Here is a 23013-nt window from a genome sequence, read left to right as displayed (position 1 = left end):
GCTTAACGACAACTACCTGATCTCAGCAGAAGACTTTGGCAGGAAATACGGCCACGACTTCGATGCGTTTTATCTCAAGGAATTGCCATATGGCGTCAAAGAGAAGCTCATCGACTTTTACGCATCCGACGAAGGATCGAGCTATCGATTCATAAACTCCGGAAACCTCAAATACTCAAGCCTGTTAAGGGAAGGGGATTTCAGCGGCGAGGACAAGAAAGAAATCGCTATTCTGCTCAAGGACACGCGGGAAGGACTGAACGATGCCTACCTCCTCCTGGTACTCCTCAGAAAGAACGACCCCTCCCTTCATCCGGAGTACTACATCGCATTTAACGAAGTTTTCCCAGGCAAGGTCATCATCGAAACTGTTTATAAAGACCCGGAAGAGCGGTGGGATCACAAGATTTTCATGAACACTGAAGAGAAAGTGGAAACCAGGTACAACAGCTTGAGAATTCTCCGGCCCGAACAGAGGGACACCGTGCTGGTTTACGATGAAAAATTCGACAGGATGAGGAAGTACATACAAGTTCCAAAGTCCGAGAAAAACAAAATCCGTGACTAAATAGTGGGTGCGCCGCGCACCTGCAAACGTCGCAACAGGGCGTGCGCAAACAGCTATTGGTTTACGACGCCTCAATGCCCATCAAGCTATGTTTGGCTTGCACCATACAGCCAAGGCATATCCAGCAGTTTCTCGCCCAGCAGTTTGAGCGAGGCATCGCGGCCCCAACGCAGCAGACCATCAGCGTGAAATATCTGCCCATTGCGCAGCGCTCTCGCCTGCACACGCGCATTGCGCTGCCACCGGTTGAGCGCATAGCGCTGCAGCATGGTCGGCACATCAAGCGCTGGGTCCAGCGCCTGGGCCAGGGCGTGGCCCAGTTCGGCGGCGTCTTCAATCGCCATGCCGGCGCCCTGCGCCAGGTAGGGGCGCATGGGGTGGGCGGCGTCGCCCAGCAAAGCGACGCGGCCCACGGCGTGCTGGTGGGCGCCCTGCATGGGCGCGCGGTCGTGCAACACCCACAGGCGCCAACCCTCAATGGCGTCCATCACCTCGCGCAGCGCGGCGCAACAGCCGGCCGTCGCTGAGGCCAGGTCGGCGGCGTTGGCGCTGTGGTCCCAAAGGTCGGCTTCGGCCGCAACCTCGCCGTGCACGATGGCCACCACGTTGAGAAATTCCCCGCCGCGCACGGGGTACTGCACCACATGCATGCGCGGCCCCAGCCAGGCGGTGACCTGGTGGCTCCTGAGCAGTTCAGGCAGATCGGATTGCCGCATCAGGGCGCGGTAAGCCAGGTGGCCGCTGCGGCGCGGCAGCCCGTCCCCCAGCAGTTCCTGGCGCACCGTGCTCCAGATGCCGTCGGCGCCTATGAGGGCGTCACATTCAATACCGGGGCCGTCGTCGGCCCGCACGGTGACGGCCTGGGCGGTCTGGCTGAAGGATTGCAGCGGCCGGCTCAGGTGCAGCTTCACATCGGCATGGTGCTGTACGGCCTGCAGCAACACACCGTGGAGGTCAGCGCGATGAATGGTGAGGTAAGGCGCGCCATAGCGCTGGACCATGGCGGCGCCCAGAGGTAACTCGCCCAGCAGCTGGCCCGACACGGCACTTCGCACCTGCAAGCGTTCGGGAAAGGCCGCCACGGCCTGCAGCGCATCAGCCAGGCCCCAGCCATGCAGCACCTTGACCACATTGGGGCCAAGCTGGATGCCGGCGCCGACTTCGCTGAAGGCGTTGGCGCGTTCAAACAGGCGAACGTCCCAACCCGCGCGCGATGCCGCGAGCGCCGCCGCCAGTCCACCGACGCCGCCACCGGCAATCAGAGCCTGCCGGAGCATCAGGCCAACAACTGTCGCAGCACGAACGGCAAGATGCCGCCGTTGCGGTAGTAGTCGACCTCGATGGGCGTATCCACGCGCAGGATCACGGTGACTTCCTCGCGCGAACCGTCGGCGCGCGTGATGACCAGCTTGGCTTCGCTTTGCGGCTTGAGTTCGGGATGTGGAATCACGTCGATGACCTCGGTACCGGTGAGCTTGAGGGTCTGCCACGAGTCGCCCGGCTTGAACTGCAGGGGCAGCACACCCATGCCCACCAGGTTGCTGCGGTGTATGCGCTCGAAGCTGCGTGCCACCACGGCCTTGATGCCCAGCAGCTGCGTACCCTTGGCGGCCCAGTCGCGCGAGGAGCCGGTGCCGTACTCCTCGCCGGCAAAGATCACCGTGGGCGTGCCCTGTTCCATGTATTTCATGGCGGCGTCGTAGATGAACATCTTCTCGCCGCCAGGCTGGAACAGCGTCACGCCGCCCTCCTCGCGCGAGCCTTCGGCGTCTGCCGGGATCATCAGGTTCTTGATGCGCACGTTGGCAAACGTCCCGCGCATCATCACGTCGTGGTTGCCGCGGCGCGCGCCGTAGCTGTTGAAGTCGGCCTTCTGCACACCATTGGCCTGCAGCCACAGGCCCGCGGGCGAGCTGGCCTTGATGGAGCCGGCCGGCGAGATATGGTCGGTGGTGATGGAGTCGGCGAACAGCGCCATGATGCGCGCGCCCTTGACGTCCACGCTGCCGGCCTCGCCGGCGTCCATGCTGAAGTCCTTGAAGAAAGGCGGCTCGGCGATGTAGGTGCTGGCGGGCCAGGTGTACGACGTGCCCTTGACGCCCTTGATGTTTTCCCAGAGCTTGCCCGGTTCGGTTTTCACCTTCGCGTAATTGGCGCGGAAGGCCTTGCCGTTCATCGCGTACTTCATGAGTTTGTAGATCTCGTCGCTGGTCGGCCAGATGTCGCCTAGATACACATCTTTGCCGCCCTTGCCCTTGCCAACGGGCTCCGTCATCAGGTCGCGCATCACCGTGCCGGCGATCGCGTAAGCCACCACCAGCGGTGGGCTGGCCAGGAAGTTGGCCTTGAGGTTGGGATGGATGCGCGCCTCGAAGTTGCGGTTGCCCGAGAGCACGGCCGCGCAGACCAGGTCGCTTTTGCTGATGGCTTCGTTGAGCTCGGGCGTCAGGTCGCCGGCATTGCCGATGCAAGTGGTGCAGCCGTAGCCGGCCAGCGCGAAGCCCAGCTTTTCAAGGTAAGGCAGCAGGCCTGTCTCGGTCAGGTACTCGGTCACGATGCGCGAACCGGGCGCCAGCGAGGTCTTGATGTGCGGCTGCACCTTGAGGCCCGCTTCCACCGCCTTCTTGGCCAGCAGGCCCGCGGCCAGCAGCACGCTGGGGTTGGAGGTGTTGGTGCAACTGGTGATGGCGGCGATCAGCACGTCGCCGTTGCCTACCGTGATGCCGGGCGGCGAATGCACGACCTCGGTCTGCGCGGTGGCGGGTGAGTCGGTGGTGTTGCTGGCGCGGGCATGGGCCAAGGTGGGGCGGTTACCCTCCATCTCCATCACGGGGCGCGCGGCACCCGCAGGTGTAGGCGGGGCGGAGGGTAGCGTGTCCAGCCGCCCTTCGTCGGTGCGGCGCACCAGGTGGCGCGTGTTGAGCATGGCCGGCGGCTGGTTGAAACCGTTTTCGGCGATCGGCTTACTGAAGAGCGACTTGAACTGGCCAGCGACGTTGCCGAGCTCGATGCGGTCCTGCGGGCGCTTGGGGCCGGCCAGGCTGGGCGTGACGTCACCCAGGTCGAGCTTGACCACATGCGAATAATCGATCTGGCCGGCTTGCGCCACGCCGAAAAGGCCTTGCGCCTTGAAGTAAGCCTCGAAGGCTTCGATCTCTTCCTTGGTGCGGCCCGTGCCTTTGAAGTAGTCAATGGTTTTTTCGTCGACCGGGAAGAAACCCATGGTGGCGCCGTATTCGGGCGCCATATTGCCGATGGTGGCGCGGTCCGGCAAGGCCAGCGTGCGCGTGCCCTCGCCGAAAAATTCGACGAACTTGCCCACCACCTTTTCCTTGCGCAATTGCTCGGTCACGCGCAGCACCAGGTCGGTGGCGGTGACGCCTTCGCGCAGGCGGCCGGTCAGCTCGAAGCCCACCACGTCGGGCGTGAGGAAGTACACCGGCTGGCCCAGCATGGCGGCTTCGGCCTCGATGCCGCCGCAACCCCAGGCCACCACACCGATGCCGTTGATCATGGTGGTGTGGCTGTCGGTGCCCACCAGCGAGTCGGGGTAGTACACGTTGTCGTTGGTCTTGTGCACGCCGCGCGACAGGTATTCAAGGTTGACCTGGTGCACGATGCCGAAGCCCGGCGGCACGACGCCGAAGGTGTCAAAGGCCTGCATGCCCCACTTCATGAACTCGTAGCGCTCGCGGTTGCGCTGGAACTCCAGCTTCATGTTGAGGTCCAGCGAATTTTTCTTTCCGTAGTAGTCGACCATGATGGAGTGGTCGACCACCAGGTCCACCGGCACCAGCGGCTCGATGGCCTTGGGGTTCTTGCCCAGCTTGAGCGCCACGCTGCGCATGGCGGCCAGGTCGGCCAGCAGCGGCACGCCGGTGAAGTCCTGCAGCACCACGCGAGAGACGACAAAGGGGATTTCTTCGCTGCGCTCGGCCTGGGGCAGCCAGTTGGCCAGCTGGGCCACGTGTTCGGCCGTGACTTTTTTGCCGTCGCAGTTGCGCAACACCGACTCGAGCACGATGCGCATGGATACAGGCAGGCGGGCGACTTTGGGGAATTGTTTGGCGAGTTCCGGCAGGGAGTAGAACTTGCCGGTTTTGCCGGAGGCGGTCTTGAAGCTTTTGAGCGTGGACGAAAAAGCGTGGGGAGGCGGTTTGGCCATGGCGGACTCCTTTTTATTGACGGCAGCCCCCATTCTGGCAGGCAGTGCGGCCCCGTGGGGGCCCGCGCCTGCATACCCTGCCCTCCTACCCAGTCTTGTGCCTCAGTCTTGCGCCCTTCTGGTGCCGTCCTACCAGGCCGGCTGTGGCGCCGCGCGGCGCAAGCCGAAGTACTGCAGCTCCGCCAGCACCGCCACAGTCAGCGCTTGCATCACCACATAAGCCACACCCAGCATGGAGGGCGACACGCGGCCGCTGACCAGCAGCAGCACGCAGGCCAGCGCCCAACCGGCATTACCCGCCACCAATGCCCAGATGACGCCGCGCGGCAAAGGATTACGCGTTGAAACAAAAGCAACGACCGCCGCATAGACCAGCAGGAACTCGCCGGTGTAGGCAAGCAGGCCTTCGGGCAGGTTCAGCAGGCGGGCCATCGCGGCCGGGAAGGCTACTTGCAGCGCGCCGCAGGCAATGCACGACAGCGCGTCCACACGCAGCACATTGCGCAGAAAGTTTGGGGACGACACGATGGAACTCGAAAACATGGCAAAACTCCTGAAGGTGCGGTCGGCCGATGATGTTGATCAGCGCTCCGGGCCGCCGGGTCGGTGCGCATGGAGGTCATCATTCCTGCGTGGCAGCGGCCCGTCGATGACCTGGCAGGTAATGGAACCCTGCTCACATGGCTTTACGATGAGGGCCATGACCGCCAGCACCCACCACCCCAGCCGCCCGGCGCCGCGAAGTGCGCCCCAACCTTTTGGCGACCACCTGCGCCACTGGCGCCAGCACCGGCGCCTGAGCCAGCTGGACCTGGCCCATGAGGCGGACATCTCGACGCGCCACCTGAGTTTTGTGGAAACCGGGCGCTCGGTGCCCAGCCGCGAAATGGTGCTGCGGCTGTCGGAGAGGCTGGACATCCCGCTGCGCGAGCGCAATGCGCTGCTGGTGGCGGCCGGTTATGCGCCCATGTACCGCGAGCGCCCTCTGGACGACCCGGCGCTGGCCTCGGCCCGGCAGGCCGTGGAGCTGCTGCTCAAAAGCCATGAGCCCTACCCCGCCCTCGCGGTGGACCGGCACTGGAACCTGGTGGCCGCCAACCGCATGGTGCCGCACCTGATGGAAGGCGCCGATGCATCCCTGCTGGAGGGCCCGGTGAACGTGTTGCGCCTCAGCCTGCACCCCAAAGGCCTGGCGCCGCGCATCGGTAACCTGCTGCAGTGGCGCGCGCATATATTTGAGCGTCTGCGCCAGCAGGTCGCGGCCACAGCCGACCCGCTGCTGGCCGCCTTGCTCGAAGAACTCAAGGCCTATCCCGTGCCTGAGGAAGCGAAAAACGAACACCTCGACGGCGAGCACCCGGGCGTTCTCATGCCTTTCCTATTCAAGACACCCGCCGGCATGCTGAGTTTCATCAGCACCACCACCATCTTCGGCACACCGGTGGACGTGACGCTGCAGGAGCTCGCGATGGAAACCTTTTTCCCGGCCGATGATTTCACGCGCCAGGCGTTGCTGGCGCTGGCGGCGCAAGCTTAGACGTCAGCAGTCTTCACAACTCGACGATTGTCTTGAAGCCGCCAAAGATCATCCGCTTCCCGTCAAAGGGTAGATTCTTCGGGTCCATCATGGCTTCGAGGCGTGGGTCGGACATGACCTTTTTGTTGACGCTGTCGCGCTGCTTGCGCGACTTGTAGGTGATCCAGGAGAACACCACCACTTCATCCTTCTTGAGCTTGACGCTTTGCGGAAAGGAGGTGAGCTTGCCGGGTTTCACATCGTCGGCGATGCATTCGGTGTATTCGATCGCGCCGTACTCYTTCCAGATCTTGCCGGCCTTGCGGGACAGCTTGCGGTAGGCCTCCACTTTCTTGGTGGGGACGGCGACGATGAATCCATCTACGTAGCGGGCCATAAAGAAATCTCCTTGTTTGAGGTGCCGATGAAAAGCGGATGCGACACGGCGAAACAACAAGGTCAGGAGACCCTTCGCATCTTGTGTACACCGTACACAATATACCCGAAAACAGGGAATTCCTTGACGGAAAAAGTAACAAAGCTTGCTGGCCCTCAGGCGCTGAAGACGTGGGCCTGGCCGGCCACGGTGATGCGCACCATGGCGCCCAGCGCCGGCGCATGCATGCCCGCGCTGTGCACCAGCAGCGGCTCATCCCAGCCGCTTGCTGGCGCCGCCGAAGCCGCGCCGGTGCCGCGCACCAGGCGCACCGACAGCACGCAGACCGAGCCGCCGAAATCGGTGTCGGTGATCGCACCGTAGCAGGCCTCGCCTTGCGAGCCCTGCGCCGCCGCTTCGGCCGGCACCTCGGCCACCTGCAGCTGCTCGGGCCGCAGCATGATTTGCGCCGGACCCTGGCGCCCACTGTCGTTGACGGCGATGCGCCCCAGCGCGCAGTCGGCCCAGCCGCCGGCCAGTTGCGCGGGCAGCACGATGCTGTCGCCCAGGAAGCCGGCCACAGCCGCATCGCGCGGCCGCAAATACAGGTCCAGCGGGCGGCCGGCCTGCACCAGCAACCCGCCGCGCATCACGGCCACCTGGTCGGCGAATGACAAGGCCTCGGCCTGGTCGTGCGTGACGAGGATGGTGGTGATGCCCGCAGCGCCCAGCAGCTGCGCCACGGCCTTGCGGGTGCTGGCGCGCAAGCCAGTGTCGAGTGCCGAGAAAGGTTCGTCGAGCAGCATCAGCTTCGGCCGTTGCGCCAGAGCCCGCGCCAGCGCCACACGCTGCTGCTGGCCGCCCGAGAGCTCATGCGGGCGGCGCGCCAGCATGGCGCTGTCCAGCGCGACCATGTCCATCAGTTCGGCGATCCGTTCAGCGCGCCGCGGCGTGTTGCGCGGCAGGCCAAAGCCGACGTTGCCTTCAATCGTGAGGTGCGGAAACAGTGCGCCGTCCTGCGGCACATAACCTATGCCGCGTTCGTGCGCGGGCACGGCATCGGGGCCATCGGCCAGTTGGCGCCCGCCCAGGGTGACACGGCCGGCGTCGGGCGCCTCAAAGCCCGCGATGATGCGCAGCAGCGTGGTTTTGCCCGAGCCCGAAGGGCCGACGATGGCGGTGCGGCTGCCGGGCGTGACGCTGAGGTCCACGCCGCCCAGGGCCTGAACGGCGCCGTAATGTTTGCGGATGGCTTGCAGTTCCAGAGAAGTCGTCATCGCGTCATCGTCCCGCCGTGCGTTTGGATTGGTGGTAAAGCAGCCAGGTCATGGGCAGCGAGAGCAGCACCATGATGAGCGCATAGGGCGCGGCGGCGGCGTAGTCGATCTCGCTGCTGTAGGCCCAGAAGGAAGTCGCCAGCGTGCGCGTGCCGTTGGGCGCGAGCATCAGCGTGGCGGTGAGTTCGTTGGTGATGCCCAGGCCCACCAACGCCGCGCCGGCCGCCGCACTGGGCGCGGCCAGCCGCATCGTGATGGCCCACAGCGCCTGGGCGGGCGTGCGGCCCAGGCTGCGCGCGGCCTGCTCCAGCTCCACCGGCGCCTGCGCGATGCCGGCGCGCAGGCTGATCAGGGCGCGCGGCAAAAACATCAGCAGATAGGCCAGCAGCACCGTGAGCGCCGTCTGGTAGATCGGCAGGCGCACGGTGACCGTGACCAGGGCCAGCGCCACCACCACGCCGGGCAGCGAGCCGACCATGTAGTTGCAAGCTTCGAGCACACGCTGCAACCGGCCCGGCGAGCGTATCGACAGCCAGGCCATGGGCACAGCGGCCAGCGTGGTCAGCAACGCACCGGCCAGCGCGAGCGCCAGGGTCTGGAAAAGAGACGGGCCGAGTTCATCGAAGCGCCACACAGCCGCGCCGCCCGCCACCAGCCAGCGTCCCAGTGTGACCAGCGGCACGCCCAGCGCCAGCACGCTGAGCAGCGCGGGCAGCAACAGGCCAAGCGCGGTGAAGCGGCCCAGGCTGCGCTTCAAAGGCATGCGCGCCGCGCCGGAGCCGACGCGCGCATAACGTTCCTTGCCGCGCGCGGCCGATTCCAGCCCCAGCAGCGCGAAGCAGCAGACCACCAGCACGCCCGAGAGCATGTTGGCGGCGGGGCCGTTGTAGGTCGACTGGAACTGGTCGACGATGGCCGTGGTGAAGGTGTCGAAGCGGATCATCACGTAGAGGCCGTATTCGGCCAGCAAGTGCAGCCCCACCAGCAGCGAGCCGCCGCACACCGCCAGCCGCAACTGCGGCAGCACCACACGAAAGAACACGGCCCAGGGGCTAAGGCCGAGCGAGGCGGCGCTGTCTTCCATGCCCGGGTCCAGCCGCCGCAGGGCCGCGGCCACCGGCAAATACAGGAAAGGGAAATAGGCGATCACCGAGACCATCACGCCGGCCGCCAGGCCGTGCAGCCCGGGCGCCACCGTCATCCAGGCATAGCTGTGCACAAAAGCCGGCACCGCCAGCGGCGCCACCAGCAGCCAGGCCCAGGTGCGGGCGCCGGGCAGCTCGCTGCGTTCGGTGAGCCAAGCCAGCGCCACAGCCAGCACGGCGCATAGCGGCACCGTGAGCGCCACCAGCAGCCCGGTGTTGACCAACAGTTCGCCGACGCGCGGCCGGAAGATCAGGGCCGAGGCGGTATCCCAGCCGGTCTGGACGCCGACCCAGAGCACAAAGCCCAGCGGCAGCAAAGCCAGCAGCGAGACCACGAGGGCCGCGCCGCCCACCCAGGACAGGCGCCAGCCGCCATGCCCCGCCGCCGCAGCAGCCGGGAAAGGCCGCAGCACGGCGTCGGCGCCGGCATCAAGGGGCAAGGCACTCAAGGAAGGTATCCGATCCGCGGGCGTGAAAGCGGTTTACAGCAGGCCGGCCTGGGTCATCAGGTCGGTGACTTTTTTGCTGTTGAGTTTGGACGGCTCGACCTTGGGCGCCTGCAGTTCGGCCAGCGGCACCAGCTTGGGGTTGGACTGCGCGCCGGTACCGACGGCGTATTCATAGGCGTCGCCAGTCTTCAAAATTTCCTGGCCGCCCTTGCCGGCGATCCATTTCACGAAAGCCTGGGCTTCGGGCTGGTGCTTGCTCGAGGCCAGCACGCCGCCGCCGGAGATGCTGACGAAAGCGCCAGCATCCTGGTTGCGGAAGTAATGCAGCTGGGTGTTGCTGCTGTTCTCGCCGGTCTTGGCCTGGTCGCCGTAGTAGTAATAGTGGTAGATGACCCCGCCCTCGATCTGGCCGGCGTTGACGGCCTTGAGCACCGTGCCGTTGCCCTTGTAAGGTGTGGCGTTTTCCTTCATGGCCTTGAGCCAGGCGGCAGTGGCAGCCTCGCCCTTGAGCTCAAGCAGCGCGCTCACGATGGCCTGGAAGTCGGCGCCGGAAGGCGACGCGGCCCAGCGGCCCTTCCATGCCGGCGTGGCCAGATCCAGCATGGACTTGGGCAGCTGCGCCGGCGTGAGCTTGGCCTTGTTGTAGACAAACACCGTGCTGCGCGCGGCGATGCCGGTCCAGCGGCCATGCTCGGGACGGAAGTTGGCAGGCACTTCAGACAAGGTGGCCGCATCCAGCGGGGCAAACAGCCCTGCCATATCAACCAGCGCCATGGCGGGAGAGTTTTCGGTCAGGAACACGTCGGCGGGTGAGGCTTTGCCTTCCTGCACGATCTGGTTGCCCAGCTCGGTATCGCTGCCGTTGCGCAAGGTGACCTTGATGCCGGTTTCCTTGCTGAAGGCATCGGCCCAGGCCTTGGTCAGGCTGGCGTGCTGGGCGTTGTAGACCACGATGCCCTCGGGGCTGGGTTTGACGGCTTGCGCTGTGGCGGCCAGCGGAGCGGCCAGAAGGCCGGCGGCCAGCGCGGCGCCGGCAAGGGAGAAGGACAACAATTTCATGGAACACCTTTACAAAAGAAGCGGGCACGCAGGGGACCGGGTCGGCAGGCGAAAAGACGAAAAGGCGGAAAAACAGTCATGTCTTGCGCCGCGCCTGTAAGGAACCAGTCATGCAAATGCGAATTACTCTCATCTATATGGTAACCGCTCCGCCATTTGGTTCCGCGGTAGGGCAATGGTTTACATAAGCGGCGTGCGCAAGCCGGAGCTGTCGGCACTTGCTGACAGCTGCCCGGGCCGCTGGCCGATGAGCGGCATGCGGCCCGGCGCCTAGCCTTGAAGCTTCCACCCCATGCACATCGATACACATCCATTCAGGGAGTTTTCATGAGCACAGCCAAATCAGACCACGACACCCTCTGGGCCCTGATCAAGGACATCAAGTACGGCATGCTCACGCACCGCCACGCCAACGGCTTGCTGCACGCCCATCCGCTGACCACGCAGAACCGCGCCATCGACGAAGGCGCGCGGCTGTACTTTTTCATCTCGCGCAAAAGCGAGCTGGCCCAGCGCCTGCAGCAGGACGGCAATGTCAATGTGTCGTATGCGGACCCGGGTGACGACAGCTATGTGTCGCTGTCAGGCCAGGCTCTGGTTGCCGAAGACCAGGCCAAAAAGGAAGAACTCTGGTCGCCGGCGGCACGGGCCTGGTTTCCGGCCGGCGTGAACGACCCGGACCTGGCCTTGCTGGCGGTGCATATCCACCACGCTGAATATTGGGATGTGAAGGAAAGCAAGATGGTGCAGCTGGCCWAGATGGCCAAGGCCGCGCTCACCGGAGACACGCCGCCCAGGCTGGGCGAACACAAAGAACTGCACCTGTCCTGAACCAGCGCGAGGTCCCATGCCCTTCATCTCATTCAACAAATCCACCGAACCGGCCGCACCGGACGACCTGCGCATCAACAGCGCCGCGGTGCTGTACGTGGAGGCCTCGCCTCCCGACCTGGTCGGCCAGACCACCATCCACATGCTGGGCCAGGGGACGACCGTCAATGCCGTCACCGAATCGGTAGGCACCGTGGTCGCCAGCATAGGCAATCTGGTGGGCCTCAAGCGCCACTACCTGGCGCCGCCGCCCGACATCGGCGCGAGCACGGTCTATGTGCAGGCGTCCAACGTGAGTTATATGCGCCCCAACCTGCCGCTGTCGCCGGAGTTCTGGTACCTGACCTTTGTCGACGGTTCGGAATTGCGGGTGGTCGAGCCTCTGCCCTGAAGACTCCAATGCGCTTCGGACTGGCGCCGTGCCACGCCCTTATTTCTGTGCGGGCACATAGCGCACGGGCTCATCGCCCACGCGCAGGTAGTTCACCACCCCCATCACGTCGTCGACCAGCCAGACGGCTTTCTCCAATGCTTCGGACTGCTCGCGTGTCTTGACGCAGCCTTTGAGGAACACCAGCCGGCGCTCACCCTGCACCCAGACGCTGGTGTCGTCGAAGCGGCCGTCGAGCTTGATGTACTGCGAGACACGCGGAATGATCTCCTGGTCGTACCAATAAGAGTTGGCAAGCCGGCAGCGCCCCACGCGATAACAGCTGCCGCCGTGCTGCGCCCGGACATGGGCCACGTCGCGCACTTCCTGCTCGGTGTAAAGCGGCCCTTCGGGAACCGGGCACTGGGCGATGGCCGAGGTGACCTGGAGGAAGGGGTCGTTGAAGGCGTTGCTGCGCGCTTCTTGTGCTCCCGCACCGGTTACCGAAAAAAGGGCAAAAAAAAGGAAGGAAAGAAGTGACGGTTTCTTCATCACTTCATCCTTCCATTTCACCTTGCGGCTGTCAAGCCGCAGGCAGGGTGTCCACTTAGGCCGGCACGCCGTCCTTCACCGTATCGGCCATGTCGGTGTAATCCTTGACCTGGTCGAAGTTGAGGTACTGGTAAATCTGCGCGCTGGCAGCCGTCAGCACGCCCATGTCGGCCATGTATTCGGCCTTGGTGGGGATACGGCCCAGCTTGGAGCAGATCGCGGCCAGTTCGGCGGAACCGAGGTAGACGTTGGAGTTCTTGCCCAGGCGGTTCGGGAAGTTGCGGGTGGAGGTGGAGAACACCGTCGCGCCCTCTTTCACCTGTGCCTGGTTGCCCATGCACAGGCTGCAGCCCGGCATTTCCATGCGGGCGCCGGCGGAGCCGAGCACGCCGTAATGGCCCTCTTCCGTGAGCTGCTTGGCGTCCATCTTGGTCGGCGGCGCCATCCACAGCTTGACGGGGATGTCGCGCTTGTTCTCGAGCAGCTTGGAGGCCGCGCGGAAGTGGCCGATGTTGGTCATGCAGCTGCCGATGAAGACTTCATCGATCTTGCTGCCGGCCACTTCGCTGAGGGTCTTCACGTCGTCGGGGTCGTTCGGGCAGGCCACGATGGGTTCGTGGATGTCGGCGAGGTCGATTTCGATGACGGCGGCGTATTCGGCATCCGCATCGCCCTTGAGCAACTGCGGGTCGGCCAGCCAGGCTTCCATGGCGGCGATGCGTCGCTTGATGGTGCGCACGTCCGAGTAGCCCGTGGCGATCATCCACTTCAGCATCGTGATGTTGCTGTTGATGTACTCGATGATGGGTTCCTTGTTCAGGTGCACCGTGCAGCCGCCGGCGGAACGCTCGGCGGAGGCATCGGAGAGCTCGAACGCCTGTTCCACCTTGAGGTCGGGCAGACCTTCGATTTCCAGGATGCGGCCCGAGAAGATGTTCTTCTTGCCCTGCTTGGCGACCGTCAGCAGGCCGGCCTTGATGGCGTACAGCGGGATCGCGTTGACCAGGTCGCGCAGCGTGATGCCGGGCTGCATTTCACCCTTGAAGCGCACCAGCACCGATTCGGGCATGTCCAGCGGCATCACGCCGGTGGCGGCGCCGAAGGCCACCAGGCCGGAGCCCGCGGGGAAGCTGATGCCGATGGGGAAACGCGTGTGGCTGTCGCCGCCGGTGCCGACGGTGTCGGGCAGCAGCATGCGGTTAAGCCAGCTGTGGATGATGCCGTCGCCGGGACGCAGCGAAATGCCGCCGCGCGTGCTGATGAAATCAGGCAGCTCGTGGTGCATCTTCACGTCGACGGGCTTGGGATAGGCCGCCGTATGGCAGAAGGACTGCATGACCAGGTCGGAGCTGAAGCCCAGGCAGGCCAGGTCTTTCAGTTCGTCGCGCGTCATCGGGCCGGTGGTGTCCTGCGAGCCGACCGAGGTCATCTTGGGTTCGCAATACGTGCCGGGGCGCACGCCCTGGCCTTCCGGCAGGCCGACCGCGCGGCCGACCATTTTTTGCGCCAGCGTGAAGCCGCGGCCGTTGTCGGCCGGGTTCTGCGGCAGGCGGAACTGGGTGGACAAAGGCAGGCCCAGCGCGAAGCGCGCCTTGGCCGTGAGGCCGCGGCCGACGATCAGCGGAATGCGGCCGCCGGCACGCACTTCGTCGAACAGCACGTCGCTCTTGAGCTTGAACTCGGCGATCACCTTGCCGTCCTTGAGCGCCTTGCCGTCGTAGGGGCGCAGCTCGATCACGTCGCCCATGGCCATCTGGCTCACGTCGAGTTCGATCGGCAGCGCGCCGGAGTCTTCCATGGTGTTGTAGAAAATCGGTGCGATCTTGCTGCCGAGGCAGACGCCGCCGAAGCGTTTGTTGGGCACAAACGGAATGTCCTGGCCCGTCCACCACAGCACGGAGTTGGTGGCCGACTTGCGCGAGGAACCGGTGCCGACCACGTCGCCCACATAGGCCACGAGGTTTCCCTTGGCCTTGAGTTCTTCAATGAACTTGACCGGGCCGCGCTTGCCGTCTTCCTCGGGCGTGACGCCGGGGCGGGCGTTCTTGTGCATGGCGATGGCATGCAGCGGGATGTCGGGGCGGCTCCAGGCGTCGGGCGCGGGGGAAAGATCGTCGGTGTTGATTTCACCGGCCACCTTGAAGACCGTCAGCTTGATGGACTCGGGGACTTCAGGGCGGCTGGTGAACCACTCGGCATCGGCCCAGCTTTGCAGCACGGCCTTGGCGTACTTGTTGCCCTTCTCGGCTTTTTCCTGGACGTCGTGGAACTGGTCGAACATCAGCAGGGTATTTTTCAGGCCGCTGGCGGCTTGCGTGGCGACGCTGTCTTCCGCGTCGTCGAGCAGCGCGACCATGGGGCTGATGTTGTAGCCGCCCAGCATGGTGCCCAGCAGCTGCGTGGCTTTTTCACGCGAGATCAGCGCGCATTTTTCCGTGCCGTGGGCCACAGCCGCCAGGTAGCTGGCCTTGACCTTGGCGGCGTCGTCAACGCCGGCCGGAACGCGGTGGGTAATGAGTTCGACCAGGAAGGCTTCCTCGCCCTTGGGCGGATTCTTCAGCAGCTCGATGACTTCGCCGGTCTGCTTTGCGGACAACGGCAGCGGCGGGATGCCGGTGACGGCGCGCTCGGCGACGTGGGCGCGGTAGGTTTGCAAGAAGTCGGACGTCATGGTTTTTTTCTCCTGTACTCAAAAATTTGCACGGGCGATGCCCGTGCGGTCGTGGTCTGTGTCTGTTATTGGGTTTTGGCCGGGGCAGTTTCTGGCTGAGCAGAACCCGTGCCAGCCTGAGCTGGCGCAGCTTTGGCGGCAGGCAAGGCCTCCAGAATGCTGGTCGGGGGGTTCTTCTTCATGTCGTCGGCAAAAGTCACCTGCGCCGGGCTCATGCACTCGTCAGCCAGGCGCTGGCCCAATTTCTGGCTCATCAGCATCGACTTGTTGCCCAGCTGGAGCCACATGGCGCCTGCACGGCCGTCTTCCAGGCGGATGGCGCCGGTGCGGCTTCCGACCGGGTGCATGCGAAAACGCATCTTGCCCGTCTGCACCAGGAAGAAGCCCGGGCGTTTTTCGTTCGGCGTGATGGTGACGGAGGCACCCAGTTCGCAGGGGATCGTGCCGATGTAAACCCGCTTGGCGAGCTCCAGGTCTTCAGCGGTCAAGGTGACTGACAGGTCATCGTCAATGGGCGTCCTTTCTTCCACCACCTTGGCGGCGGAACGCCTGATCGGTGCGCGCTTGGCGGCCTGGACAGGCTGGTCAGCTGCGGCTGCAGCCTTGGGCGCGGCGGCTTTAGGGGCCGCCGTCTGGGCCAGCAACAGGGCCGGCGCGGCCAGCATCAAGGCAGAGAGAGCGAAATGTTTCATGAGGGTCCTTTGGAACGGTCAACAGTCAATCGGAAAAATCAGTGAAGCGGGACAGGAAAATACGCCTGCGCCTCGTGCGGTAAGACACGGCCGGTCTGGTGCGCACGCTCCAGAACCTGCCAAAAGTAGCGGTAGCTCGCGCGGTCGTGCAGCTTTCCTTCAAAGTTGATGGGCGCCCAGTCGGCAAGCGCGGCGGCGGTGATTATTTTGGTGGCGTCCTCAATCTCGCCTTCGCCGGGTGCGAAGGCCTCCAGAATGGGGCGAATCTGGTTCGGGTGGATGCTCCACATCCGGGTGTAGCCCAGTTCGCGGGCGGCATGGCGTGCGGCGGCGGTCATGGCCTCAATGTCGCTGAATTCCGTGACAACACAATGTGAGGGCACCTTGCCGTGGGCGTGGCAGGCCGAAGCGATTTCGAGCTTGGCGCGCAGCACCAGCGGGTGCGTGAACTGGCCCCGGCTGCTCATGCCGTCGGCGGGAATCGCGCCCGCATGGGCCGACACAAAATCCATGAGCCCGAAGCTCAGCGACTGCACGCGCGGGTGCGCCGCGATCTCAAAGGCATTGCGCACCGCGAGCGGCGATTCGATCAGCACGTGCAGCGGCAAATCCCCGGCGCAAGCGGCCAGCAGCGCCTGCTCGGCGCGCAGTACGTCGGCCAGCGATTCGACCTTGGGAACCATGATGTGCGAAAGGTGGCGCGCCAGCTTGCCGGCGATCATCGCCATGTCGGACTCAAAGGCCGGATGGTCCACCGCGTGCACACGCACGGCGACGCGGGCCTTGTCGCCGGCCAATGCCGCCAGCGCCACCACCATGGCCGCGTGCTCGGCCTCGCCGCCCACGGGCGCGCCGTCTTCGCAGTCCAGCGTCACGTCAAACACGCAGGCGCCGAACTCCTCGATCATCTCGGCCTGCAACTGCAGGCTTTTGCGCATGCGCGCTTCGACGCCGCTGTAGTGGTCGCAGACCGGCAGCGTCATGGCGCCGGCCTGGGCGCCGAGCAGCACTTGCGCGGGATGAAGGGCGGTGGCGCTCATGGCTTGCGTTGGGCGACGATGAACATGCGCGGGAAGGCCAGCAGCCGTTTTCCGTCACTGCGCGGGGTATAGGCCTTGGCGACCCGCCGTTCGTATTCGGCGAGGTAACTCGCCTGCAGGTCCGGCGGCAGGCGGTCCACAAAGGGCTTGAGGCCCGTTGCACGCACCCATTCCACGATAGCGGCGGCCGAATCCATAGGGTGCTGGTAAGCCGTGCGCCAGACATCGACGTGCGCGGCCTCAGCGGCCAGCAGGTCGTAATAACGGTCTATCGAGAAAAGCTCGGTGCGCAGCTTTGAGTAATCACCGATTGCGTCAGTCCACGGCGCTTCGGACGCCAACTCGCGCATCAGGCGATGCGTGGGCTCGTCGCGGTTGTCGGGCATCTGGATGGCCAGCACGCCGCCGGGCGCCAGCGCGGCGAACAGCCGCGGGATCAGCCTGGCGTGGTCGGGCACCCATTGCAAGGCCGCGTTCGCGTAGATGAGCTGGGGTGCGGCATCGCCGGATGCGGCTTGCCAATCGGCGATGTCGCTCAACTCRAAATGCGCGGCCGGCAGGCGCTTGCGCGCGCTGGCCAGCATGGCTTCGGAATTGTCGGTGCCCGTGACCACGGCGCCCGGAAAGCGGCGGACCAGCAACTCGGTGGAATTGCCGGGCCCGCAGCCCAGGTCGAACACCCGGGCCGCCTGCCCCAGCGGCACCCGCGCCAGCAGCTCCTGGGCCGGGCGCGTGCGCTCGTCCTCATAGCGGCTGTAGAGTGCGGGATTCCAGTCGCTCATGGATGAGGACGGCGGTGTGCGGACAAGTGCTGGCGGCCTCTAGTACTGCAAGCTGGAAGTAGCGAAACAAAATGAAAGTGATGGATTCGCGCCCAGGGCAAGGCGCGAGCCGCAGCGAAGGCTGGACGCCTTCGCAAGGCTTGCAACGCCGCCATGGGTGCGAAGACGCGCTTTCATGTTTCGATATTTTCGGGTTGCAGTACTGGTTTACAGGAGATGCTTGACGCCGTCTTGCTCACCCTTGAGCTCGTCCAGCGTCTTGTTGATGCGTTCCTGGCTGAAGGCGTCGATTTCCAGGCCTTCGACGAGTTTGTACTCGCCGTTTTCGCAGGTCACGGGGAAACCGAACATGACGTCCTTGGGGATGCCGTACTGGCCGTCCGACGGGATGCCCATGGTGACCCACTTGCCGTTGGTGCCCAGGGCCCAGTCGCGCATGTGGTCGATGGCGGCATTGGCGGCCGATGCCGCCGAGGACAGGCCGCGCGCTTCAATGATGGCGGCGCCGCGCTTGCCGACGGTGGGCAGGAACACGTTGGCGTTCCATTCCTGGTCGTTGATCATCTTGGCGACGCTTTCGCCCTTGATGGTGGCGAAACGGTAGTCGGCGTACATCGTGGGCGAGTGGTTGCCCCAGACGGTGAGCTTTTCGATGTCGGCCACGGCCTTGCCGGTCTTGGCGGCGATCTGGCTGGCAGCGCGGTTGTGGTCCAGGCGCAGCATGGCGGTGAAGTTCTTGCGCGGCAGGTCGGGGGCGCTCTTCATGGCGATGTAGGCGTTGGTGTTGGCGGGGTTGCCGACCACCAGCACCTTGACGTTGCGGCTGGCAACGGCGTTGAGCGCCTTGCCCTGCGCCGTGAAGATGGCGCCGTTGACGGCCAGCAGTTCGGCGCGTTCCATGCCGGGGCCGCGCGGGCGCGAACCGACCAGCAGCGCGTAGTCGGCATCCTTGAAGGCCTTCATCGGATCGTCATACGCTTGCATGCCGACCAGCAGCGGGAAGGCGCAGTCGTCGAGTTCCATCATCACGCCCTTGAGCGCCTTCTGCGGGCCCTCAACAGGCACTTCGAGCAGTTGCAGGATGACGGGCTGGTCCTTGCCGAGCATCTCGCCGGAGGCAATGCGAAACAGCAATGCGTAACCGATTTGGCCAGCTGCACCGGTGACTGCAACACGGACGGGTTTTTTGCTCATGATCGAGGGCTCCAGGAAAGTTAAGAATCGGTTGAATGAGGGTGTGATGTGAGATGTCTGGCGCGAGCCTGGGATATCCGAGATGCTTATTCAGGGTTTTCGCCCTCAAAATCACCGCAAAATGGCAGGCCATGCACTGGCTCAGCCCAAGATTTTACGCTCGAAAAGTGACGGGCGTCAATTTGTCTTATGTCTTATATAAGATATGATTCAGGCTTGATTCGGACTTTATTTCCGGGATTGCCGCGTGCCTGTTGCGGCACCCCATGCAACCCGCTTTAACCCGCCGCCAAACGCCACTTACTGCTGCTAACCTGCTGCTCCCATGGCCATCAACCCGTCCTCATTGACCGATTCCGCCACGCTTTCCGGCGATGCCGGCGCGGTTACCGGCGTGGCACCGGCCTTCAGCCCGCTCTACCAGCAGATCAAGGTGCTGATCCTGCAAAGCCTGCAGGCCGGTGAATGGAAGCCCGGCGAGGCCATTCCCAGCGAGATGGACCTCGCCGCGCGTTTCCGCGTGAGCCAGGGCACGGTGCGCAAGGCGATCGACGAACTGGCGGCCGAGAACCTGGTGGTGCGCCGCCAGGGCAAGGGCACCTTCGTGGCCACGCATGCTGAGCAACACGTGCAATACCGCTTCCTGCGGCTCATGCCCGACAGCGGCGACACCACCAGCGAAGGCCCGGCCGAGCGGCAGATCATCGATTGCAAGCGCCTGCGCGCGCCGGCCGACATCGCGCGCCCGCTCTCGCTGCGCACCGGCGACGCCGTGCTGCAGCTGCGCCGCGTGCTGGCCTTCCAGGGCACGCCGACGATTCTCGAAGACGTCTGGCTGCCGGGCGGCCCGTTCAAGGGCCTGACCGCCGAGCGGCTGGCCACGCACCGCGGCCCCATGTACGCGCTGTTTGAAACCGAGTTCGGCGTGCGCATGGTGCGCGCCGAGGAAAAAATCCGCGCCGTCGCGGCCGATGAGGCCTCCGCCGCGCTGCTCAGCGTGCCGGTGGGCGCGCCGCTGCTCAGCGTGGAGCGCACCGCCTATACCTACAACGACCTGCCCATGGAATTGCGCCGGGGCCTGTACCGCACCGATACCCATCACTACAAAAACGACCTTAGTTGACGGGAACCCTCAGGAAGCTGCAAACGTTTGTAAGCCGATTGTTGCGTTGCAATAGAATTCGGCTGTTTAGCTGTAATTGCAGACCCGGTTACCACCCAGTTACACCCACGAAAGCCTAAAAATGACAGAGCTGGCCTCCAAACAGCGTCCCAAGCGGCCCGAGTTCCGCAACATCAACGCGCTCACCGACCTCCCCACCTACCGCTTCCCCGTCGCAAGCATCATCTCCATCCTGCATCGCATCAGCGGGGGCATCATGTTCCTGCTGCTGCCCTTCATCATCTGGATGTTCGACACCTCGATTTCTTCCGAGATTTCGTTCGAGAAATTCAAAGCGGCTTTCAACATCGGCATGCTGGGCCTGCCCGGCATCATCTGGAAGCTCGTGGCGCTGGCCCTGATCTGGGCCTACCTGCACCACTTCATCGCCGGCCTGCGCCATCTCTGGATGGACGTCAGCCACGCCGCCGTCAGCAAGGAGTTCGGCAAGTCATCCGCCATCTTCACGCTGGTCGTGAGCATCGCCCTGACGCTGGTCCTCGGCGCCAAGCTGTTCGGCCTTTACTGATCACAAGGAGCACAAAAAATGGCAGTTAACTACGGCTCCAAGCGCATCGTTGTCGGTGCCCACTACGGCTTGCGCGACTGGCTCGCGCAACGCGTCACGGCTGTCCTGATGGCCCTCTTCACCGTGCTGCTGCTGGCCCAGGTCATCTTCAGCAAAGGCCCCATCGGCTACGACAAATGGGCCGGCATTTTCTCGGCGCAGTGGATGAAAGTGCTGACCTTCACGGTCATCATCGCCCTGCTCTACCACGTGTGGGTCGGCATGCGCGAGATCGGGATGGACTACCTCAAGGCGGCGTCCCTCAAGCTCGTGCTGAATGTGTTCACCATCGTCTGGCTGGTGGCCTGCGCCGGCTGGGGCATCCAGGTCCTGTGGCGCCTCTGACGCGCCGCTGACACTGAAGACCCGACAAGAAGACCGACACCCCACAAAAAATCATGACCGCAACATCCAAACTCCCCAAGCGCAAATTTGACGTCGTCATCGTCGGTGCCGGCGGCTCCGGCATGCGCGCCTCGCTGCAGCTGGCGCGCGCCGGCCTCAATGTCGCCGTGCTCTCCAAAGTGTTCCCCACGCGCTCGCACACCGTCGCGGCCCAGGGCGGCATCGGCGCCTCGCTCGGCAACATGAGCGAAGACAACTGGCACTACCACTTCTACGACACCGTCAAGGGCTCCGACTGGCTCGGCGACCAGGACGCGATCGAGTACATGTGCCGTGAAGCGCCCAAGGTCGTGTACGACCTCGAGCACATGGGCATGCCCTTCGACCGCAACCCCGACGGCACGATTTACCAGCGCCCCTTCGGCGGCCACACCGCCAACTACGGCGAAAAGCCCGTGCAGCGCGCCTGCGCCGCGGCCGACCGCACCGGCCACGCCATGCTGCACACGCTGTACCAGCAAAACGTCAAGGAAAAAACCAGCTTCTTCGTCGAATGGATGGCGCTGGACCTGATCCGCGATGCCGCGGGCGACGTCGTGGGCGTGACCGCCCTCGAAATGGAAACCGGCGACGTCCACATTTTTGAAGCCAAGACCACACTGCTGGCCACCGGCGGCGCCGGCCGCATTTTTGCCGCGTCGACCAACGCCTTCATCAACACCGGCGACGGCCTGGGCATGGCGGCGCGCGCCGGCATCCCGCTGGAAGACATGGAGTTCTGGCAGTTCCATCCGACCGGCGTGGCCGGCGCCGGCGTGCTGCTGACCGAAGGCTGCCGCGGCGAAGGCGCGATTTTGCGCAACAGCAACGGCGAGCGTTTCATGGAGCGCTATGCGCCCACGCTGAAAGACCTGGCGCCGCGCGACTTCGTCTCGCGCTCCATGGACCAGGAAATCAAGGAAGGCCGCGGCTGCGGCCCCAACAAGGACTACATCCTGCTGGACATGACCCACCTGGGCGTGGACGCCATCATGAAGCGCCTGCCCTCGGTGTTCGAGATCGGCCACAACTTCGCCAACGTCGACATCACCAAGGAACCGATCCCCGTGGTGCCGACCATCCACTACCAGATGGGCGGCATCCCGACCAACATCCACGGCCAGGTCGTCACGCAGGACGCCAGCAACCAGAGCCAGGTCGTCAACGGCCTCTACGCGGTGGGCGAATGCTCCTGCGTCAGCGTGCACGGCGCCAACCGCCTGGGCACCAACTCGCTGCTGGACCTGCTGGTGTTCGGCAAGGCCGCCGGCAACCACATCGTCGAGTTCGCCAAGACCACCGTCCACAAGCCGCTGCCGGCTGACGCCGCCGACAAAACCCTGGCCCGCATCGCGCGCCTGGACAACGCGACCGACGGCGAATACGCCCAGGACGTGGCCAACGACCTGCGCGCCGCCATGCAGCAGCACGCCGGTGTGTTCCGCACGCAAGCCATCATGGACGAAGGCGTAAGCAAGATCGCCGCCCTGCGCGCGCGCGTCAACAGCATCGGCCTGAAAGACAAGTCCAAGATCTTCAACACCGCGCGCATCGAGGCGCTGGAAGTCGAGAACCTGATCGAGGCCGCACAGGCCACCATCGTGTCGGCCGCCGCCCGCCGGGAAAGCCGCGGCGCGCACTCTGTCGACGACTACGGCGACACGCCCGAACACCCGAACGGACGCAACGACACCGAATGGCACAAGCACACGCTGTGGTACAGCGAAGGCAGCCGCCTGGCCTACAAGCCGGTGCAGATGAAGCCCCTGACCGTCGAGTCCGTGCCGCTCAAGACACGCACGTTCTAAAAAAAACAGACACGACAGACGGCCTGCGACCCCACAAGAAGCGAGAAACCCCATGACCAAACGCACCTTCAAGATCTACCGCTACGACCCGGACACCGATGCCAAGCCCTACATGCAGACCATCGAGGTGGAGCTCGACGGCCATGAGCGCATGCTGCTGGACGCGTTGATGAAACTCAAGGCGCAGGATCCGTCCATCAGCTTTCGCCGCTCCTGCCGCGAAGGCGTCTGCGGCTCGGACGCGATGAACATCAACGGCAAGAACGGCCTGGCCTGCCTGACCAATATGCGCACGCTGCCCGAGGTCATCATCCTCAAGCCGCTGCCGGGCCTGCCCGTGGTGCGCGACCTGATCGTCGACATGACGCAGTTCTTCAAGCAGTACAACTCGATCAAGCCCTACC

The 23013-nt window shown here is 64.4% G+C and carries 22 protein-coding genes; 9 read left to right on the top strand and 13 right to left on the bottom strand.

The features are described 5' to 3' along the window. Positions 1-568 (top strand): hypothetical protein (locus AC1D0P_RS04550; protein WP_477675607.1); only part of this gene is annotated, 568 nt, incomplete at its 5' end. Between the two features lie 86 nt (positions 569-654). Here the strand turns inward: AC1D0P_RS04550 and AC1D0P_RS04545 are convergent. From AC1D0P_RS04545 to AC1D0P_RS04535, 3 genes are all read right to left on the bottom strand, one after another. After that, positions 655-1845: an FAD-dependent monooxygenase gene (locus AC1D0P_RS04545; RefSeq protein ID WP_477675606.1), complete on the bottom strand. Its 1191-nt coding sequence runs from the start codon at positions 1843-1845 to the stop codon at positions 655-657. Further along, positions 1845-4733 (bottom strand): aconitate hydratase, encoded by a 2889-nt coding sequence (locus AC1D0P_RS04540; RefSeq protein WP_477675605.1) that lies wholly within the window; start codon positions 4731-4733, stop codon positions 1845-1847. The genes AC1D0P_RS04545 and AC1D0P_RS04540 overlap by 1 nt, the downstream gene beginning before the upstream one ends. A 129-nt stretch (positions 4734-4862) precedes the next feature. Next, complete coding sequence (locus AC1D0P_RS04535; RefSeq protein WP_477675604.1) at positions 4863-5276, bottom strand: hypothetical protein; 414 nt, start codon at positions 5274-5276, stop codon at positions 4863-4865. Between the two features lie 157 nt (positions 5277-5433). Here AC1D0P_RS04535 and AC1D0P_RS04530 point away from each other — a divergent pair, with 157 nt between their 5' ends. Beyond that, positions 5434-6270, top strand: a complete 837-nt coding sequence (locus AC1D0P_RS04530) for a helix-turn-helix domain-containing protein (protein ID WP_477675603.1) — start codon at positions 5434-5436, stop codon at positions 6268-6270. Positions 6271-6283: 13 nt separating this feature from the next. Here AC1D0P_RS04530 and AC1D0P_RS04525 read toward each other — a convergent pair whose 3' ends face one another. From AC1D0P_RS04525 to AC1D0P_RS04510, 4 genes are all read right to left on the bottom strand, one after another. After that, positions 6284-6646, bottom strand: coding sequence for a DUF1428 domain-containing protein (locus AC1D0P_RS04525; protein WP_477675602.1), 363 nt, complete (start codon positions 6644-6646; stop codon positions 6284-6286). A 155-nt stretch (positions 6647-6801) separates the two neighbouring features. Beyond that, positions 6802-7902, bottom strand: coding sequence for an ABC transporter ATP-binding protein (locus AC1D0P_RS04520; protein ID WP_477675601.1), 1101 nt, complete (start codon positions 7900-7902; stop codon positions 6802-6804). A gap of 4 nt (positions 7903-7906) precedes the next feature. After that, positions 7907-9496, bottom strand: a complete 1590-nt coding sequence (locus tag AC1D0P_RS04515; RefSeq protein ID WP_477675600.1) for an ABC transporter permease — start codon at positions 9494-9496, stop codon at positions 7907-7909. Positions 9497-9529: 33 nt separating this feature from the next. Next, the gene (locus tag AC1D0P_RS04510) at positions 9530-10555 is read right to left on the bottom strand and encodes an iron ABC transporter substrate-binding protein (RefSeq protein WP_477675599.1); all 1026 of its coding nucleotides are present in this window, start codon (positions 10553-10555) and stop codon (positions 9530-9532) included. Positions 10556-10882: 327 nt separating this feature from the next. Between AC1D0P_RS04510 and AC1D0P_RS04505 the strand changes: the two genes are divergently transcribed. Next, positions 10883-11386, top strand: a complete 504-nt coding sequence (locus tag AC1D0P_RS04505) for a pyridoxamine 5'-phosphate oxidase family protein (RefSeq protein WP_477675598.1) — start codon at positions 10883-10885, stop codon at positions 11384-11386. Positions 11387-11402: 16 nt separating this feature from the next. After that, positions 11403-11777, top strand: coding sequence for a hypothetical protein (locus AC1D0P_RS04500; RefSeq protein ID WP_477675597.1), 375 nt, complete (start codon positions 11403-11405; stop codon positions 11775-11777). Positions 11778-11816: 39 nt separating this feature from the next. Here the strand turns inward: AC1D0P_RS04500 and AC1D0P_RS04495 are convergent, their stop codons facing one another. The 6 genes from AC1D0P_RS04495 to AC1D0P_RS04470 form a co-directional block, all read right to left on the bottom strand. Next, a complete protein-coding gene (locus tag AC1D0P_RS04495) occupies positions 11817-12308 on the bottom strand; it encodes a BON domain-containing protein (protein ID WP_477675596.1) in 492 nt (163 codons plus the stop codon). 55 nt (positions 12309-12363) lie between these two features. Further along, positions 12364-14979, bottom strand: coding sequence for a bifunctional aconitate hydratase 2/2-methylisocitrate dehydratase (locus tag AC1D0P_RS04490; protein ID WP_477675595.1), 2616 nt, complete (start codon positions 14977-14979; stop codon positions 12364-12366). A gap of 65 nt (positions 14980-15044) precedes the next feature. Continuing rightward, complete coding sequence (locus AC1D0P_RS04485; RefSeq protein WP_477655148.1) at positions 15045-15671, bottom strand: hypothetical protein; 627 nt, start codon at positions 15669-15671, stop codon at positions 15045-15047. A gap of 38 nt (positions 15672-15709) precedes the next feature. After that, complete coding sequence (locus AC1D0P_RS04480) at positions 15710-16711, bottom strand: HpcH/HpaI aldolase/citrate lyase family protein (RefSeq protein ID WP_477675594.1); 1002 nt, start codon at positions 16709-16711, stop codon at positions 15710-15712. Further along, on the bottom strand, positions 16708-17493 hold the full coding sequence (tam, locus tag AC1D0P_RS04475; protein ID WP_477675593.1) for a trans-aconitate 2-methyltransferase: 786 nt from the start codon (positions 17491-17493) through the stop codon (positions 16708-16710). The genes AC1D0P_RS04480 and tam overlap by 4 nt, the downstream gene beginning before the upstream one ends. A gap of 207 nt (positions 17494-17700) precedes the next feature. After that, positions 17701-18687, bottom strand: a complete 987-nt coding sequence (locus AC1D0P_RS04470; protein WP_477655145.1) for a malate dehydrogenase — start codon at positions 18685-18687, stop codon at positions 17701-17703. Between the two features lie 325 nt (positions 18688-19012). Here AC1D0P_RS04470 and AC1D0P_RS04465 point away from each other — a divergent pair, with 325 nt between their 5' ends. The 5 genes from AC1D0P_RS04465 to AC1D0P_RS04445 all read left to right on the top strand — a co-directional run. Further along, positions 19013-19810, top strand: a complete 798-nt coding sequence (locus tag AC1D0P_RS04465; protein WP_477655144.1) for a GntR family transcriptional regulator — start codon at positions 19013-19015, stop codon at positions 19808-19810. 121 nt (positions 19811-19931) lie between these two features. Continuing rightward, complete coding sequence (gene sdhC / locus AC1D0P_RS04460; RefSeq protein WP_477655143.1) at positions 19932-20378, top strand: succinate dehydrogenase, cytochrome b556 subunit; 447 nt, start codon at positions 19932-19934, stop codon at positions 20376-20378. A gap of 18 nt (positions 20379-20396) precedes the next feature. Continuing rightward, positions 20397-20762 carry a succinate dehydrogenase, hydrophobic membrane anchor protein gene (gene sdhD, locus AC1D0P_RS04455; protein WP_436153630.1) on the top strand — a complete coding sequence of 122 codons (366 nt, stop codon included), beginning with the start codon at positions 20397-20399 and terminating at the stop codon, positions 20760-20762. Between the two features lie 53 nt (positions 20763-20815). Continuing rightward, entirely contained in the window at positions 20816-22609 is a 1794-nt protein-coding gene (sdhA, locus tag AC1D0P_RS04450) for a succinate dehydrogenase flavoprotein subunit (RefSeq protein ID WP_477675592.1), read from the top strand. 52 nt (positions 22610-22661) lie between these two features. Continuing rightward, a partial coding sequence (locus tag AC1D0P_RS04445; protein WP_477675591.1) for a 2Fe-2S iron-sulfur cluster-binding protein occupies positions 22662-23013 on the top strand: 352 nt, incomplete at its 3' end.

Source organism: Polaromonas sp. P1_G2 (assembly GCF_056405515.1).
Note: the sequence above shows the minus strand (reverse complement) of the source record. Positions and strands in the feature narration are given on the sequence as shown.

Coding starts and splice junctions, on each gene's coding strand:
- AC1D0P_RS04545 (WP_477675606.1), bottom strand. CDS start 1,845: ATGCTCCGGCAGGCTCTGATTGCCGGTGGCGGCGTCGGTGGACTGGCG.
- AC1D0P_RS04540 (WP_477675605.1), bottom strand. CDS start 4,733: ATGGCCAAACCGCCTCCCCACGCTTTTTCGTCCACGCTCAAAAGCTTC.
- AC1D0P_RS04535 (WP_477675604.1), bottom strand. CDS start 5,276: ATGTTTTCGAGTTCCATCGTGTCGTCCCCAAACTTTCTGCGCAATGTG.
- AC1D0P_RS04530 (WP_477675603.1), top strand. CDS start 5,434: ATGACCGCCAGCACCCACCACCCCAGCCGCCCGGCGCCGCGAAGTGCG.
- AC1D0P_RS04520 (WP_477675601.1), bottom strand. CDS start 7,902: ATGACGACTTCTCTGGAACTGCAAGCCATCCGCAAACATTACGGCGCC.
- AC1D0P_RS04510 (WP_477675599.1), bottom strand. CDS start 10,555: ATGAAATTGTTGTCCTTCTCCCTTGCCGGCGCCGCGCTGGCCGCCGGC.
- AC1D0P_RS04500 (WP_477675597.1), top strand. CDS start 11,403: ATGCCCTTCATCTCATTCAACAAATCCACCGAACCGGCCGCACCGGAC.
- AC1D0P_RS04495 (WP_477675596.1), bottom strand. CDS start 12,308: ATGAAGAAACCGTCACTTCTTTCCTTCCTTTTTTTTGCCCTTTTTTCG.
- AC1D0P_RS04490 (WP_477675595.1), bottom strand. CDS start 14,979: ATGACGTCCGACTTCTTGCAAACCTACCGCGCCCACGTCGCCGAGCGC.
- AC1D0P_RS04485 (WP_477655148.1), bottom strand. CDS start 15,671: ATGAAACATTTCGCTCTCTCTGCCTTGATGCTGGCCGCGCCGGCCCTG.
- AC1D0P_RS04480 (WP_477675594.1), bottom strand. CDS start 16,711: ATGAGCGCCACCGCCCTTCATCCCGCGCAAGTGCTGCTCGGCGCCCAG.
- AC1D0P_RS04470 (WP_477655145.1), bottom strand. CDS start 18,687: ATGAGCAAAAAACCCGTCCGTGTTGCAGTCACCGGTGCAGCTGGCCAA.
- AC1D0P_RS04465 (WP_477655144.1), top strand. CDS start 19,013: ATGGCCATCAACCCGTCCTCATTGACCGATTCCGCCACGCTTTCCGGC.
- sdhC (WP_477655143.1), top strand. CDS start 19,932: ATGACAGAGCTGGCCTCCAAACAGCGTCCCAAGCGGCCCGAGTTCCGC.
- sdhD (WP_436153630.1), top strand. CDS start 20,397: ATGGCAGTTAACTACGGCTCCAAGCGCATCGTTGTCGGTGCCCACTAC.
- sdhA (WP_477675592.1), top strand. CDS start 20,816: ATGACCGCAACATCCAAACTCCCCAAGCGCAAATTTGACGTCGTCATC.